At 72.4% G+C, this 15,955-nt stretch carries 14 protein-coding genes; 8 read left to right on the forward strand and 6 right to left on the reverse strand.

The genetic code is table 11. The annotated features are described in order from the left end of the window. Window positions 1–60: 60 nt before the first annotated feature. From ACZ4E1_RS30250 to ACZ4E1_RS30260, 3 genes are all read right to left on the reverse strand, one after another. Complete coding sequence (locus tag ACZ4E1_RS30250; protein WP_467545441.1) at window positions 61–666, reverse strand: Rv1733c family protein; 606 nt, start codon at window positions 664–666, stop codon at window positions 61–63. Window positions 667–857: 191 nt separating this feature from the next. After that, the gene (locus ACZ4E1_RS30255) at window positions 858–1,679 is read right to left on the reverse strand and encodes an MOSC domain-containing protein (RefSeq protein ID WP_467545443.1); all 822 of its coding nucleotides are present in this window, start codon (window positions 1,677–1,679) and stop codon (window positions 858–860) included. Window positions 1,680–1,742: 63 nt separating this feature from the next. Beyond that, a complete protein-coding gene (locus ACZ4E1_RS30260; protein ID WP_467545445.1) occupies window positions 1,743–2,180 on the reverse strand; it encodes a DUF6643 family protein in 438 nt (145 codons plus the stop codon). Between the two features lie 264 nt (window positions 2,181–2,444). Here ACZ4E1_RS30260 and ACZ4E1_RS30265 point away from each other — a divergent pair, with 264 nt between their 5' ends. Then, window positions 2,445–3,719 (forward strand): TerD family protein, encoded by a 1,275-nt coding sequence (locus tag ACZ4E1_RS30265; protein ID WP_467545447.1) that lies wholly within the window; start codon window positions 2,445–2,447, stop codon window positions 3,717–3,719. A 19-nt stretch (window positions 3,720–3,738) separates the two neighbouring features. On the opposite strand, the gene ACZ4E1_RS30270 is transcribed toward ACZ4E1_RS30265, so the two are convergent. Continuing rightward, the gene (locus ACZ4E1_RS30270) at window positions 3,739–4,914 is read right to left on the reverse strand and encodes a glycosyltransferase (RefSeq protein WP_467545449.1); all 1,176 of its coding nucleotides are present in this window, start codon (window positions 4,912–4,914) and stop codon (window positions 3,739–3,741) included. Between the two features lie 58 nt (window positions 4,915–4,972). Between ACZ4E1_RS30270 and ACZ4E1_RS30275 the strand changes: the two genes are divergently transcribed. Further along, entirely contained in the window at window positions 4,973–5,758 is a 786-nt protein-coding gene (locus ACZ4E1_RS30275) for a glutamate racemase (protein ID WP_467545451.1), read from the forward strand. Between the two features lie 75 nt (window positions 5,759–5,833). After that, window positions 5,834–6,388, forward strand: coding sequence for a hypothetical protein (locus ACZ4E1_RS30280; RefSeq protein ID WP_467545453.1), 555 nt, complete (start codon window positions 5,834–5,836; stop codon window positions 6,386–6,388). Between the two features lie 10 nt (window positions 6,389–6,398). Here the strand turns inward: ACZ4E1_RS30280 and ACZ4E1_RS30285 are convergent, their stop codons facing one another. Continuing rightward, a complete protein-coding gene (locus ACZ4E1_RS30285; protein ID WP_467545455.1) occupies window positions 6,399–7,406 on the reverse strand; it encodes an O-antigen ligase family protein in 1,008 nt (335 codons plus the stop codon). Between the two features lie 286 nt (window positions 7,407–7,692). Between ACZ4E1_RS30285 and lnt the strand changes: the two genes are divergently transcribed. The 4 genes from lnt (at window position 7,693) to ACZ4E1_RS30305 (ending at window position 12,733) form a co-directional block, all read left to right on the forward strand. After that, entirely contained in the window at window positions 7,693–9,297 is a 1,605-nt protein-coding gene (gene lnt / locus ACZ4E1_RS30290) for an apolipoprotein N-acyltransferase (RefSeq protein WP_467545457.1), read from the forward strand. A gap of 48 nt (window positions 9,298–9,345) precedes the next feature. Beyond that, window positions 9,346–9,825 (forward strand): NUDIX hydrolase, encoded by a 480-nt coding sequence (locus tag ACZ4E1_RS30295; protein WP_188340434.1) that lies wholly within the window; start codon window positions 9,346–9,348, stop codon window positions 9,823–9,825. A 55-nt stretch (window positions 9,826–9,880) separates the two neighbouring features. Beyond that, entirely contained in the window at window positions 9,881–10,669 is a 789-nt protein-coding gene (locus ACZ4E1_RS30300; RefSeq protein ID WP_467545459.1) for a 3-hydroxybutyrate dehydrogenase, read from the forward strand. A gap of 123 nt (window positions 10,670–10,792) precedes the next feature. Next, on the forward strand, window positions 10,793–12,733 hold the full coding sequence (locus tag ACZ4E1_RS30305) for a helix-turn-helix domain-containing protein (protein WP_467545462.1): 1,941 nt from the start codon (window positions 10,793–10,795) through the stop codon (window positions 12,731–12,733). 72 nt (window positions 12,734–12,805) lie between these two features. Here the strand turns inward: ACZ4E1_RS30305 and ACZ4E1_RS30310 are convergent, their stop codons facing one another. Then, a complete protein-coding gene (locus ACZ4E1_RS30310; RefSeq protein ID WP_467545794.1) occupies window positions 12,806–14,137 on the reverse strand; it encodes an MFS transporter in 1,332 nt (443 codons plus the stop codon). Between the two features lie 71 nt (window positions 14,138–14,208). Between ACZ4E1_RS30310 and ACZ4E1_RS30315 the strand changes: the two genes are divergently transcribed. Beyond that, complete coding sequence (locus tag ACZ4E1_RS30315) at window positions 14,209–15,288, forward strand: tyrosine-type recombinase/integrase (RefSeq protein WP_467545465.1); 1,080 nt, start codon at window positions 14,209–14,211, stop codon at window positions 15,286–15,288. The last annotated feature ends 667 nt before the right edge of the window (window positions 15,289–15,955 follow it).

A 15,955-nucleotide genomic window follows, 5' to 3' on the forward strand; every position in this document is an offset into this window, starting at 1 on the left:
CAAAGGTGGGTCCACCGTAGCGTGCGTGCGGCACCCTGGTTGACCAGAGTCGAGAGCCCGTCAGCTGCCCGTGCCGGTCCGGCCCCAGTCGGGTCCCGCGATGTCCCAGGCGTGGTCCCAACGCGCGTACCGGCGGCGGATCATGCGCCAGACGACCACTCTGCGTGTACCTTCGACCAGACCTCCGAGGGCGACCGCGGCACCGAATCCGGCCAGGACCGCGTGCGTCGTCGCCGTCGCCTTGTCCAGCGGCCGGCCGACGACATGACCCTGCTCGTCGGTCCACAGCGGGAAGGTGTCACCGCTCTGCGGGGACTTGAGGGCGGCCACGACCCGGTCACGGTGCGCCGAGCCGTCCGGCGCCGTCCACGTGGCGACGACGCGGCTGTGCGCGTCCCGCGCGGTCGCGGTCTCGGGGTCCGTGTCCAGAGGCGGCTGCGCCACCTTCTTCACGACCGTCGCGACGACTTCCTGCCGGTGACTGTGCTGCTCGTCCACCGATCTGTACAGGGCGTCCCGCGACAGGGATCCCGCGACGACCCCGACGACGGGGCCCGCCACGACGATGAGGATCAGGGCGGCCAACGCGATCCAGGCCTCGGCCAGATCGGTGCCGCGGCGCAGCGGATTGTGGCGCCAGCGCCAGAGTCCGACGATCGCTCGCACGGTCCGCACCCCCTTCCGCTCCCGTCATAGCCCGCGGCGCCGGCGTTCACGCGCCGGACGGGCGAAGAGAGAGCGACATCACCCCACCCGCCGCAGAAGGCCGATGGCTCCGCGGTGCCATTGTCCCGCCATTGTCTCCTAACGGCGGGTCGAGGCTCCGGGTTCCCCTGGGGGTGACGCTTATTCGAGGGTCACAGGACGATCAGCGGATCGCCGACGCGGACCGTGCCCGTGGTCTCGGGCACGAGATTGGTCCCGAAGCACAACTGGTCGCCGAAACGGCGGTGGCGGGCGAGCGTGCGCAGCGGCTCCTTGCCACGCTGCGCGGTCGCCTGGTCCGTGGTCGTCACCACGCAGCGGCCCGACTTCTTGGCGACACGGAAGGTGACGTCACCGATGGCGATGCGTGACCAGTCGTCCTCCGCCCAGGGGGCGGTGCCGGACACGACGACACTCGGCCGGAAACGGTCCATCGGCAGGGGGCCCTCGTCCGCGTGATCACCCTGGGCGATCAGCGAGTTGAGCGCGTCCAGGGAGGACACCGTCGTCAGCAGCAGCGGATACCCGTCGGCGAAGCTGACCGTCTCGCCCGGGCGGGCGTAGGCCGGATCGATGGGCCGTCGCGTCGCCGGATCGTCCAGGTGCAACTGGCGCACGTCGGCGTCGAGGTACGCGCTCCACCAGGCGTGCGCGGCGTCGTCCGCGAGGACCGCCTCGACCTTGTCGCCCCAGACGTCGATGGTGGTCGTGGCCACGGGCGCGGGCACGCCGACCGCCAGCGGGTCCATTCCCGGCGCGGACAGCCGGACACCGCCGCCGGGCAGCAGCTCGGCGGCGGCCAACGCCAGACGCGGGTGCGGGCGTTGGGTGACGATCTTGCCCGCGGCGTCGACCAGCACCCAGCGCCGGTCGCCCGCGAGCCCCCAGGGCTCCACGTCCGCCGCCTGTGGCGCGTGCCCCCGAACCGCCTTGAGCGGGTGGACGTGGATCGAACTGAGTGCGGGATTCGGCATGGGGCCATCCTGCCAGCAGGCACCGACAGCCCCCGAGTTCGGGCCCGGTCCGGGCCCGAACCGTCAGTAGCCGCGGTACTGCTGCCGGTTGTACGGGTCCTCGTACGGGGCCGGGGCGGGCGCGGGACGCGGGGCGGCCGGACGCATCGCCTCGTAGCCGGTGCTCTGCATCGGGCGCTGCTGCTGGACCTGCGGGCCCGGGTAGCCGCGCGGAGCGCTCGCCTGCTGCGGGATGTAGGCGGTCGGCGCGGCCTGCATCGGGGCGGGCTGCGGGGCCGCGTAACCGTACTGGGGCTGGGGCGCGGAGGGTGCGGCCGGGAGCGCGGGCAGCGCCGACGGCAGCGCGGGCAGATGACTGCCGGTGTCGTACGCGGGCGAGACCCGGATCGGTGCGATCTGGGGTGTGCCCCGCTCTGCGACGAGAGAATCGTAGATCGGAGTGTCCGGGAAGGACGGGGCGGAGTAGTAACCGCCGCCATAGGTGGAGCGGGGGGAGGTCATGGCACATAAGTTAAGCCCACGATGTGGTGGTTGGGGTAGACCGATAAGAGGGTTCTTTTGAGCGCCGGGTGTGACCACGCGTCCCCAATCCGAGCGAACTTGGGAAAATCGGTCGTCCGGCGGCGTCGGAATCGTGTAAAGGCCGAGTACGGGCGGGTTACCGGCGGTTGGCCGGCGATCTTCGGACCTGCCTCTGGGGTGTCGTGAGGGCCTCGGAATAGGTTGACCGGGAAGCCGGAGACGAGCGTTGGGGGATACATGACAATGATCAAAGGATCGAATGTCGCGGTGCCGGCTCCGGCGGTGCGCGTCGAATTGGGATGGCGGTCCGGGCCCGGCGTTCCCGACGCCGACGCGTCCGCTCTCCTCCTGGTGGCCGGAAAGGTCCGCTCGGACGCCGACTTCGTGTTCTACAACCAGCCCGTGCACGCCTCCGGCGCGGTCCGGCACGAGGGGAAGAACGCTGCCGGCGGCGCCGTGACGGACACGCTCGCGGTCGACCTCGCGCGCGTGGAGCCGGGCATCGAGCGGATCGTCCTCGCCGCGTCGTCCGACGGCGGCGCCTTCGGCCAGGTCCCCGGCCTGTACGTCCGGGTCCTCGACGCGGCCGGCGGCGCCGAGCTCGCCCGCTTCGACAGCACCGACGCCTCCGTGGAGACCGCCTTCGTCCTCGGGGAGCTGTACCGGCGCCAGGGCGCCTGGAAGTTCCGCGCCGTCGGCCAGGGCTACAGCACCGGCCTCGAAGGCCTCGCCACGGACTACGGCATCACGGTCGACGAGCCGCAGCACGCCGCACCGCCCCCGCCTCCCGCGCCCCAGGCACCGGCCCGCCCGGCGACGGTGCCGCCGCCCGTCGCCCCGGCGCCCCCGATGCCTCCCGCGCCCCCGGCTTCCGGGCCGGTCCGCCTCACGAAGGTCACGCTCACCAAGGCCGCGCCCTCCGTCTCCCTCGCCAAACAGGGCGGCACCTCGGGCGCGATGCGCGTGAACCTCAACTGGGAGATGCGCAAGCAGTTCAGCGGCTGGGGGAGCAAGCGCGGCCGTGCCACCGCGATGCACCGCGACCTGGACCTCGACCTGTGCGCCCTCTTCGAACTCGCCGACGGCCGCAAGGGCGTCGTCCAGGCCCTGGGCAACGCGTTCGGGGCGCTGCACCAGCCGCCGTACATCCACCTCGACGGCGACGACCGCACCGGAAGCATCGCCACCGGTGAGAACCTCACCATCAACCTGGACCACAAGCAGGCGTTCCGCCGCATCCTCATCTTCGTGACCATCTACGAAGGCGCGCGCAGCTTCGCCGACCTCCACGCGACCGTCACCCTGACCCCGCAGGGCGGTGCGCCGATCGACTTCTCCCTGGACGAGTGCACCGTCCCGTCCACCGTCTGCGCCCTCGCCCTGATCACCGGCACGGGACAGGACCTGACCGTGCAGCGCGAGGCCCGCTATCTCGTACCGGAGCGCGGCGTCAGCCCGCAGCGCACCGTGGACCAGGTCTACGGATGGGGCATGAACTGGACGCCCGGCCGCAAGTGACGCTCCCCGGACGTGCTGTTCACCGCTGTTCGGGCGCCGCGTCGGGACGGGCGTACGTACGCCCCTTCCATGCGGCGCCGCGCCCCCTGTAGTGCTGCACGGCGGAGTCCACCGTCATCAGGAGGTAAAGGAACGCGGTGAAGGGAAGGAGCGGGGCGAGCCACAGCGGCTGTCCGTAGTAGCGCAGCATCGGCGTGTAGGTGCCTGCCATCACGGCCCAGGCGAGCCCGCCGAGGACGGCCGTCGCCGCGCTGCCCGTCACCGCTCCGGCGATCAGGGCGAGCGGCGGGACGAGATAGACGAGCGCGAGGCCCAGCACCGTGCCCAGCAGGACGACCGGGTTGTGCCGCAACTGCGCGTACGCGCTGCGCGACACCATCTGCCACAGGTCGGCGAGCCGGGGGTAGGGGCGCACGCTGTCCACGTGGTCGGCCAGGCCGAGCCAGATGTGGCCGCCGGAACCCTTCACCGCGCGGGCGAGCGACACGTCGTCGATGACCGCCTGACGGATCGCGTCGGGGATCCGGGCCCGCTCCGCCGCCTCGGTGCGCAGCAGCACGCAGCCGCCCGCCGCCGCGGCCGTGCGCGAACCCCGTACCGCGATCCGGCGGAAGGGATAGAGCTGCGCGAAGAAGTACACGAACGCGGGGACCACCAGGCGCTCCCACGCGCTCGCCACCCGCAGCCGCGCCATCTGGGAGACCAGGTCGTAGCCTCCGGCGTGCGCCGCCGCCACCAGCTCGCGCAGGCTCCGCGGCCCGTGCGCGATGTCGGCGTCCGTGAGCAGCAGGTACTCCGGTTCGCGCGCGCGTGCCAGGGTGATGCCGTGCCGCACGGCCCACAGCTTTCCGGTCCAGCCGGCCGGCGGTTCACCGGGCGAGGCGAGGGTCAGCGGCAGTCCGCCGTGGCGCTCGGCGAGGGTGCGGGCCACGTCCCCGGTGCCGTCCGTGCTGCCGTCGTCGATCAGGAAGATCTCCGCGCGTCCGGGATAGTCCTGGGCCAGGAGCGAGGGGAGACTGTCCGGCAGCACGGCCGCCTCGTCGCGGGCCGGCACCACGACGCAGACGTCCGGCCACGCGGCGGGCTCCGCGCGCGGCGGGAGCCGCAGGTCCGTGCGCCAGAAGAACCCCTGGCAGAGCAGCAGCCACACCCACGCGGCGAGCGAGGCCGCGGTGATCCACGCAACGACGTCCATCCGTCGCAGTCTGCCCCACGGGCGGTGCCGTGTCGGCGGCATCGTCTATGGTTTCCGGGTGAAGATCGCGCTGATGGACTCGGGAATCGGACTGCTCGCGGCCGCCGCCGCGGTACGGACCCTGCGGCCGGACGCCGACCTCGTGCTCTCCTCGGACCCGGACAACATGCCGTGGGGCCGCGGCACCTCCGAGGACGTCACGCGGCGTGCCCTGGCCGCCTGTGAAGCCGCCGCGGCGCACGGCCCGGACGCCCTGATCATCGCGTGCAACACGGCGACGGTGCACGCGCTCCCCGCCGTCCGCGCGCTGCTCGAGCCGGAGATCCCCGTCATCGGCACCGTGCCCGCGATCAAGCCCGCGGCCGCCGGCGGCGGTCCCATCGCCATCTGGGCCACCCCCGCCACGACCGGCAGCCCGTACCAGCGCGGACTGATCCGCGACTTCGCCGCGGGTGTCGAGGTGACCGAGGTGCCCTGCCCGGGTCTCGCCGACGCGGTGCAGTGGGCCGACGAGGACGGCATCGACCGGGCCGTCGCGGCAGCCGCCGCGCTCACGCCGCGTGACGTGCGCGCGGTCGTGCTCGGCTGCACCCACTACGAGCTCGTCGCCGAGCGCATCCGGGCCGCCGTGCAGCGGCCCGGCGCCGAGCCGCTCGTGCTGCACGGCAGTGCCGGCGCCGTCGCCGCGCAGGCCCTGCGCCGGATCGGCGCGCGCCCCGAGCCGGCCACGGAGGTCCGCGGCGGGCTCACCGTGATCCTCAGCGGGCGGCACGAGACGCTGCCGTCGGCCGCGCTCACGTACGCCGAGGGGCGCGGACTGCAGGCGGTCAGCCACGCCGGGTGACGCCCGACGCCGTACGGGGGAGTCACCCTCCGCAAGCCGGTGCTTTCGCAGCGGAACCTGAGTACGCTCGATGACATGAGGCAACACGCCGCAGGAGAGCATCCCGGGCGCCGTACGACCGCGCCGGGCAGCGACATCTGGACCGGCCACGCGCACAACCGGGTGCAGTGGCTGCTGGCGCTGGGCGGCCTCGCCTGTCTGGCCCTGGGCATCGAGCTGGCCGTGGACAGCTCCTGGGCGACGGGCATCGCGGCGCTCGTCATGTCGGTGGTCGGCCTCATCGCGGTCGGCCTGCTCATCCTCTTCGGCACGCTCGCGTTCCTGCACGTCGCGGTGAAGGTCGACAAGGACCACCTGGAGGTGCGCTGCGGCCATGTCGGACTGCCGCGCCGCCGCATCCCGCTCGACCATGTCGTCGACGCGGACTTCGCGCCCCGGGTCACGCCGCGCCAGTGGGGCGGCTGGGGCTACCGCTGGCGCCCCGACATCGGCACCGCCGTCGTGGTGCGGCGCGGTGAGGGCCTCGTCCTGAGCCTCGGCGACGGCCGCAAGTTCACCGTCACCGTCGACAACGCGGAGAGCGCGGTCCGGCACATCCGTGACCGCCTGAAGCCCACCGCGGCGCTCTGAACCGGATGGGTCAGCGGCCGTCCCGGACTCGTTCCGGGGCCGCCGCCTCGTCGTGCGGGGGCTCCTGGGCGAGGGGCTCCGCCGTCGCGATGCCGGCGAGCAGGCCCACGCCCGCCGTCACGCTGGTGAAGCTCAGTGCGTTGCCGACCGTGGCCAGCACGGCGACCGCGGTCAGGGCCGCGCCCGCGCTGAGGACGACCGGGGTCGGACGGGCGGAGCGCCACAGGACGTAGAGCACCCAGCAGTAGGCGGCGGTCAGCAGGATCAGGCCGACGGTGCCCTGCTCGGCGGCGACCTGGAGGACGGCCGAGTGCGGCTTGCCGTCCGGCGGCGCGGTCGTGACGAGGCTCGTGTCGAGTTCGCCGAAGCGGCCGGGTCCGACGCCGAGCGCGGGATCGGACTTCGCCAGCCGCAGCGCCTCCTGCCAGAGCTGGAGGCGGTGCCGGGTGATCCGGCCCTCCAGGGTGTCCGTGAGGCCCGAGGGCAGCGCGCCCTCGGCGAGGGCCAGGCTCACCGCGACGACGAGCGCGGTGCCGAGCCCCAGTCCGGCGAGGCCCAGCGCCCGCCGTCGCATCCGGGCCGCCGCGAGCGAACACAGGACGACGGTGGTGCAGGCGGCGACCCCGGCGCCCGAACCGGTGACCGCGGCCAGGACGACGACGCCGGCCGCCGCGACGTGCAGCACGACCCGCAGCTCCCGGCGGCGGGCCGACCAGGCGGCACAGCACAGCGCGCCCGCCGACAGGGCGAGCAGGGCGGCGGTCGCTCCGGAGCGGCCCAGGGGGGCCAGGGTGTCGGGCGCCGGCACCGAGCCGGGGGCGAGGAGCGCGATGCCCAGGCCGCCGCAGCCGACCAGGGCCGACGCTCCTACGGGGACGAGCGCGCCGCCGATCCGCCCGCAGGCGTAGCCCGCGGCGACGGCGAGGACCGCGAGGAGCACGCCCTCGGGACGCCCCGCCCGCGCGGTCGCGCTGATCAGTGCCCACACGGCGCAGGCGCCGAGCACCGCGATGCCCACGGCGTCCGGCAGACCTCGGCGCCGCCGGGCCGGTTCCGGGCCCGTGCGCGCAGGCCACCCCGTCGTTCCCACCCCGTAGCCCCCCGACTAGTGACGGGCACCCCGCGCGATGGCCGGATCCGGTCGTTCGCGGGGAACCCGGGCACACGGTAACGGCTGACGCGACGGATTGGGCCCGCCTTGCGCAGGAACGTTGCGGCACGGTCACACGCGCGACCTGCCGGGACCCGGGTCGCCGCCTCGCCCGGCATGTTCCGCGGCGGGCCCCGCGCCGTAGACTCCCCGCGTGACCGCCACCGCACCTCCCGTCGCCCCGTCGGACGAGCCCGAGCAGACGCCCGCCCGCCGCTCCCACCTGCGACGGTTCGCGCCCGTCGGCCTCGCGGCCGTCGCCGGACTGCTGCTGTACCTGAGCTTCCCGCCGCGCGAGCTGCCGTGGCTGGCGCCGCTCGCGTTCGCGCTGTTCGGGATGGCCGTGTACGGGCGGCGCATGAGGGCGGGTTTCGGCCTCGGCCTGGTGTTCGGTCTCGCCTATCTGGTGCCCTTGCTGTCGTGGACCGGCGTCGACGTCGGCCCGCTGCCGTGGCTCGCGCTCGCCCTGGCCGAGGCGCTGGTCCTCTCCCTGGCGGGGCTCGGGATCGCGTACGTCTCCCGGCTGCCGCTCTGGCCCCTGTGGGCGAGCGGCGTGTGGATCGCGGACGAGGCGCTGCGCGCCCGCTTCCCCTTCGGCGGTTTCCCGTGGGGCAAGGTCGCGTTCGGGCAGCCGAGTGGCGTGTTCCTGCCGCTCGCCTCGCTCGGCGGCACCCCGCTGCTCGGCTTCGCGGTCGTCCTCAGCGGCTTCGGGCTCGGCGCGCTCGCCCTGCGCCTCAAGGCCCTCCGCGGCCGGGACCGCGCCCGGGTGCTGCGCGACGGCGGGGTCGTCGCGGCAGCCGCCTTCACCGTCGCCCCGGTCGTCGCCGGAGCCGTCATGCTGCCCTTCGTCCCGACCGGCGCCGAGGCCGGCACCGCGCGCGTGGCGCTCATCCAGGGCAACGTGCCCCGCATGGGCCTCGACTTCAACGCCCAGCGGCGTGCCGTGCTCGACTACCACGTGCGCGAGACCATGAAGCTCGCCGAGCGCGTCAAGAAGGGCGAGACGAAGCGCCCCGACCTGGTGCTCTGGCCCGAGAACTCCTCCGACATCGACCCGTACGTGAACATGGACGCCTACGACGAGATCAGCAAGGCCGCCGAGGCGGTCGGCGCGCCGATCTCCGTGGGCGCGGTCGTCACGGCGAAGGACGGTTCGGTCCGCAACCGGCTCATCCTGTGGGACCCGGAGAAGGGCCCCGGCGCCACCTACGACAAGCGGCACCTGCAGCCGTTCGGCGAGTACATGCCGTACCGGAGCTTCTTCCGGATCTTCAGCAAGGACGTGGACCGCGCCGGGAACTTCGTGCCCGGCGAGAAGGCCGTCGCCTTCGACATGAACGGCACGAAGATCGGCAACATCACCTGCTACGAGGCCGCCTTCGACGACGTCGTGCGCGACCAGGTCGACGCGGGCGCCGAGATCCTCTCCGTGCCGAGCAACAACGCCACGTTCGAGCTCAGCCAGATGACGTACCAGCAGCTCGCGATGGACCGGGTGCGCGCCGTCGAGCACGGCCGGGCCGTGATGGTGCCGGTCACCAGCGGGGTCAGCGCCGTCATCCGGCCCGACGGGTCGATCGCCCAGCGCACCGGCATGTTCGAGCCCGACACCCTGATCGCCGACGTGCCCCGGCGCACCGGCAAGACGCTCGCCACGCGCGCGGGGGTCTGGCCCGAGGTGCTGCTCGTCGCGATCGGCGCGGGCGGTCTGGGCTGGGCCGTGACGCGCTCGCGCAGCGCTCGCCGCACGCGGGCCTGACGCGGCGGCGCGTCAGGACGGGGCGGCGGCCCGGTTAGGCTCGCGGGCATGGCTACTCCTGAGTTCATCCGCACCATCCGGGCCACCGCGGGCCACCAGCTGCTCCTCCTGCCGGGAGTCAGCGCGATCGTCTTCGACGACGAGGGCCGCGTCCTGCTCGGCCGGCGCGCGGACACCGGCAAGTGGTCGATCATCGGCGGCATCCCCGAGCCGGGCGAGCAGCCCGCGGACGTCGCCGTGCGCGAGGTGTACGAGGAGACGGGCGTCGAGTGCGTCGTCGAGCGGGTCGTGCTCGTCCAGGCCCTGCCCCCGGTCACGTATCCGAACGGCGACACCTGCCAGTTCATGGACACGACGTTCCGCTGCCGGGCCACCGGCGGCGAGGCGCGGGTCAACGACGACGAGTCCCTCGACGTCGGCTGGTTCGCCCTCGACGCGCTGCCCCCGCTGCAGGAGTTCGCCCTGTTCCGCATCAAGCAGGCCCAGTCGGACGGGCCGACATGGTTCGAGACCATGTCCGGGCGCTGAAGTATGGGTGCTCACCACATCGGGCGGCGGGGAGCGGCTGCCTAATGTGCGGAGCATGACCCCGCGCACCCCCCTTGCCGCAGCCCACGCCGCACCCCTCGACCTCGGCGGCCGTACCGCACTCGTCACCGGCGCCGCCGGGGGCATCGGACGGGCCTGCGCGCAGCGGCTCGCCGCGGCGGGCGCCAAAGTCAGAGCCGTCGACCGGGACCCGGAGGGACTGGCGGCCCTGGCCGAGGAGACCGACGGCGTCGAACCGGTCGTCCTCGACCTCACTGACCTCGACGCCGCCGAGGCCGCGGCGGCCGGCTGCGACATCCTCGTCAACAACGCCGGACTCCAGCTGGTGCGCCCCATCGAGGAGTTCCCCCCGGACGTCTTCCACACCGTCCTGACCGTGATGCTGGAGGCCCCGTTCCGGCTCCTGCGCGGCGCGCTCCCGCACATGTACGAGCAGGGCTGGGGCCGGATCGTGAACGTGTCGTCCGTGCACGGACTGCGGGCCTCCGCGTTCAAGTCCGCGTACGTCGCCGCGAAGCACGGACTGGAGGGCCTGTCGAAGACCGCGGCGCTGGAAGGCGCCCCGCACGGCGTGACCTCGAACTGCGTGAACCCCGGTTATGTGCGCACTCCGCTCGTCGAGCGGCAGATCGCCGACCAGGCCGCCGCGCACGGCATCCCCGAGGAGCGGGTGCTGAGCGAGATCATGCTGCGGGACAGCGCGCTGAAGCGGCTCATCGAACCCGCCGAGGTCGCCGAGGCCGTGGCGTACCTGTGCTCGCCCGCCGCCTCGTTCATGACCGGCGCCTCCCTCGTCCTCGACGGGGGCTGGACCGCCCACTGACCCACCTCGTCCACAGGCCCGCTCACCGCCCGCTCACTCGGACGAGCGAGCGGAATTCTGTGCCGTCCAGAGTTGTCCACAGGGCTGGCGGCGCCGGCCGTACGGCGGGTAATCCTGTTGAGCATGTCGCACCACCGACCGCACCCAGCCCCGGCCTCCACCCCGGTGACCACCACCGACGCGGAGGCCCCGTTCCTGGAGCTCCTCGCCAGGGGCGCCTCCGCCGACGCCTACGAGCAGCCGGCGCTGCTCGCACGCGCCGAGGGCGCCGCCCCCGAGCGGACCGCCGCGCTGGAGCGGGCCAAGCTCCTCGCGCTGACCGTGCGCGCGGAGATGGAGGGCAGAAGGCGCCGCGAGGCCGAGCTGTCCGCCCTGTTCGAGACCGCGCACGACCTGGCGGGACTGCGTGACCTCGACTCGGTGCTGCAGGCCATCGTGCAGCGCGCCCGCTCCCTGCTCGGCACGGACGTCGCCTATCTGACGCTCAACGACCCGGCCCGCGGCGACACGTACATGCGGGTCACCGAGGGCTCGGTGGCGGCCCGCTTCCAGCAGCTGCGGCTCGGCATGGGCGAGGGGCTCGGCGGCCTCGTCGCCCAGACCGCCCGCCCGTACGTCACCGACGACTACTCCCAGGACGTGCGCTTCCAGCACACCCGCACGATCGACGCGGGCGTCGGCGACGAGGGGCTCGTGGCCATCCTGGGCGTGCCGCTGATGCTCGGGCCACAGGTCATCGGCGTGCTCTTCGCCGCCGACCGGCGGGCCCGCGTCTTCGAGCGGGAGCAGATCGCGCTGCTCGGCTCGTTCGCGGCGCTCGCCGCCGCGGCCATCGACACCGCGAACCTGCTCACGGAGACCCGCCAGGCGCTCGCCGAGCTGGAGCGGGCCAACGAGATCATCCGGGCCGGCAGCGCCGTCGTCGAGCGCGCCTCGGAGGTCCACGACCGGCTCGGCGAGCTGGTGCTGCGCGGCGGCGGTGTGCACGACGTGGCCGCCGCCGTGTCCGAGGTCCTCGACGGCACCGTGGAGTTCGCCGACGTCGAGGACGCGCCGGGCGACGCGCTGGAGGCCTCCCGCGCCGAGGGCCACGCCGTGCGCCGCGGCGCCGACTGGGTCGCCGCCGTCGCGGCCGGCGGGGAGCTGCTCGGCGCCCTCGTGCTGCGGGGGCACCCGGGCCTCGACCCCGTCGACCAGCGCACCCTGGAGCGCGCCGCCCTGGTCACCTCGCTGCTGCTGCTCGCCCGGCGCTCCGCCTCCGAGGCCGAGCAGCGCGTCCGCGGCGAGCTCCTCGACGACCTCCTGGACGCGCGTGACCGCGATCCGCGCCTGCTCCGGGAGCGGGCCGCCCGGCTGCACGCCGACCTGGACGCCACCCACGTGGTGCTCGTGGCCCGCATCGAGGCCACGGCCGCCGACGCGGAGGAGGAAGCCGAGACCCGCCGGCGCCTCTGGTCCGCCGCCGACCACGTCGCGGCCACCCGGCACGGTCTCGCCGCCGCGCGGGACGGCCAGGCCGTGCTGCTCCTGCCGCTCGGCTCGGGCACGGCCTCCGCGATCGCCGCGCAGGTCGCCGGGCGCCTGTCCGAGGCGATCCACGAGAAGGTCACGGTCGGCGCGTCCGCCCCGGTCACGGGCCTGGCCGGACGGTCCGAGCGCGCGGCTGCCGCCCACACCGAGGCGCGGCGCTGCCTGGACGCGCTGCGGCTGCTCGGCCGGGCGGGGGAGGGCGCGGCGGCCGAGGACTTCGGCTTCCTCGGGCTGCTGCTGTCCGACAGCCGGGACATCGCCGGGTTCGTCGCCCGCACGGTCGGCGAGGTCGTGGACTACGACGCGCGCAGAGGGACCGACCTCGTGCGGACCCTGGACGCGTACTTCGACTCGGGGATGAGCCCGGCCCGCACCAAGGACGCCCTCCACGTCCACGTGAACACGGTGGCGCAGCGCCTGGAGCGGATAGGCCGCCTCCTCGGCCCCGACTGGCAGGCCCCGGCCCGGGCCCTGGAGATCCAGCTCGCCCTGAGACTGCACCGCCTGGCCGGTTCCTCGCTGCCCATACGGTGACCCCCGCACGCCGGGCGGCGTACGGGGGTCGAGAGGCCGGATGCGGGCCGTGCGCGGGTGGGACGGCGGGCGTCAGACCTGGTGCGCGTCGGCCGGCCGGTCCGCGGGGGCGGGGGCCGCGTCCTCCTCGGTGCCGACGGCGGCGAGGTCGCGGTGGCGGGTCTCCTGGGCGACGCCGACCGCGATCAGGGTGAGGAGCGCGGCGGCGATCACGTACAGGCAGATCATCGTGGCGTCGCCGTACTCGGACAGCAGAGCCGTCGCGATGAGCGGGGCGGGTGCGCCCGCCGCCACGGAGGCGAACTGGGCACCGATCGACGCCCCCGAGTACCGCATCCGCGTCGCGAACATCTCGGAGAAGAAGGCCGCCTGCGGGGCGTACATGGCGCCGTGCAGGATCAGGCCGACGGTGATGGCGAGCAGCAGCTTGCCGAAGCCGCCGGCGTCGATGAGCGCGAAGAACGGGAAGATCCACAGGCCGACACCGGCGGCCCCGAGCAGGTACACGGGGCGGCGGCCGACGCGGTCGGAGAGGGCGCCCCACAGGGGGATGACGGCGAAGTGCACGACGGAGGCGATGAGGACGGCGTTCAGCGCGGTCTGCTTGGAGACCCCGGCCTCCAGCGTCGCGTAGACGAGGACGAAGGCGGTGATGACGTAGTAGCTGATGTTCTCGGCCATGCGGGCGCCGATCGCGACGAGGACGTCGCGCCAGTGGTGGCGGAGCACGGCGACGAGCGGCATCTTCTCCACCGTGCCGCTCTCGGTGGCCTTGCGCTCCTCGGCGCGGGCCAGCGCCTGCTTGAACACGGGCGACTCGTCGACGGAGAGCCGGATCCACAGGCCGACCATCACGAGGACACCGGAGAGCAGGAAGGGGACGCGCCAGCCCCAGGAGGTGAACGCGGCGTCCGAGATGAGCGCGGTGAGCGCCGACAGCACACCGGTCGCGAGCAGTTGGCCGGCGGGCGCGCCGGTCTGCGGCCACGAGGCCCAGAAGCCGCGCCGGTTCGCGTCGCCGTGCTCGGAGACGAGCAGGACGGCGCCGCCCCACTCGCCGCCGAGCGCGAAGCCCTGGACGAGGCGGAGCACGGTCAGCAGGACCGGGGCGGCCGTTCCGACCGTGGCGTGCGTGGGCAGCAGACCGATCGCGAAGGTCGCGCCGCCCATCATCAGGAGGCTGATCACCAGCAGCTTCTTGCGCCCCAGCCGGTCGCCGTAGTGGCCGAAGACCAGTGCGCCCAGCGGTCGCGCGGCGAAGCCGACCGCGTAGGTGAGGAAGGAGAGCAGGGTGCCGACGAGCGGGTCGGACTCGGGGAAGAAGAGCTTGTTGAACACGAGCGCGGCGGCGGAGCCGTAGAGGAAGAAGTCGTATTCGCCCTGATCGGGGGCGTATTGTGGCAGTTCAGGGGCCTTAAGTGATGGTCGCGCCTTTTGTCCGTATGGCTGGGGTGCGGCTGTGAGGTACGAGGATCATGGCCACCAAACGAACCACTCATCCGTCACTGCACGAAGCAGTGATCGACTTCATCAGAGCCCAGCGGAGCTGGGGTGTCCCGGACGGGACGATCAAGCAGTACCGGCAGGTCAACAACAAGTTGGTCCGGCGCTACACCGGCCGGCAGTTCGCCGGGATCACCGAGGACGACCTCTGGGACTTCCTCTACGGGGGCGACGGGATCCTGATCGGCCGCGAAAAGACAACCGGCACGTCCTACCGGTCAGCGATCAACGCGTTGTTCCGGTACGGCCGCTGGGCGGGCTGGATCAAGAAGGAAGTTCGCTGCCCGACCGCCCCGTTCCGGGAGCGAGGCCATCCGCGCGAGATAGCGCCGACGCGCCTCACCGAGGACGAGCTGATCTCCCTCATCGAGCGGGCGGAGCATCCGATCATGCGGGCGATGATCGCGGTGGCGATCTCCACAGCCTTGCGAATATCGGACATCTTGAAACTGAAAGTCTCGGACGTCGACTTCGATACCGGGGATATCTATGTCGTCGTCCAGAAGACGAATAGGTATCACCCACTCCCTCTCACTTTGGACCTTGAGGAGGAGCTGCGGCGCTACCTTTCCTGGTACTCCAGAGAGACTGGAAGGGCGCCGTCGGAAATGACTTATCTCTTCCCTGCGTGGGAGAGGAGAAATACACCTGGGACCGGGCATATCTATTACGTTCCGGACCCTTCGAGGAAGGGTACGTATGACTGGTGTTCGCCCAGGTTGAAGGACTTGCTGGCCACCCTCGGGATAGTTTTGGAAAAGGGTGAAGCCTGGCACACAATCCGGCGCTCGGTGGCCCGGATTTACTTTGACCGCCTTCGCGAGGAGATCTCCCACGACCATGCGTTGAGGGAAACCATGGTGTTCCTCGGTCACAAGAATCAAGAGACAACCGAGCGTTACCTCGGCCTTCAGGCGGAGATTGAGGCGCGGAACGCCAGGATGAGGCGGCAGCGCTTCATTGGTCGCGGGCCGAGACCCGCAGAAGTTGGTGCCGCCCCTCGCAGGGTGGGAAACGAGTCCCGCGCCGGCGAGGGGCGGAGGCAAGAGTGAAGTCGAACCCATCGCGCTCTCCGCCCCTGTAGGGCTGGGTCATGGCTGCGTCCGATTCAACCTCAAGTTGTTCTTTCGCTTCGGACGTTCACGCGTTGCCTCCGGGGGGCGCGCTACTCCCGCTTGCTGCCGTTTTCTTGAGCGCCCCTCGCGGGACGGCCCCTGCCTCCACTCCTCCTAGGGGGTGGGCCAGCAGCGGCGAGGGTCGGTGCCCTGTCGGTGGACTATTTTGGTTCGCCCGCTGGGCGGGCTACCGGCCGTGCGAGGTACCGGTCGAGGCTTCCACATGACCTCCGGAGCTTGACGGGGCGGTTCGGGTTATCGCCCGGTTTGCACCGTTTCGCTCTGGTTAAGAGCATGCGCCGGACTCAACCGGATTTCAACCCCCAGAGTAAGAATTAGTCCAAGATCTTCTTACCTTCGAGTAGCGCCCCACCGGCGGAGTAACCGTCAGAACAATCTCTACTACCTGGTAACCCTTGGGGCGATGGGGAGTTGAGGCCGAAACATAAATTGACAGGCCCGCAACCCTTGACCTCAGGGGAGGGGGGTTGACAATTAGAGACCTAGCGGGGCAAACAGCCCCACCGGTGGTCAGAGTCGGACAACCCGGTTCCGGGAGGGCCGCCGCCAACGGGGATCGCGCAAGTCCTTACGCCCTCGGAAG

The organism is Streptomyces sp. NPDC025806 (genome assembly GCF_055558275.1).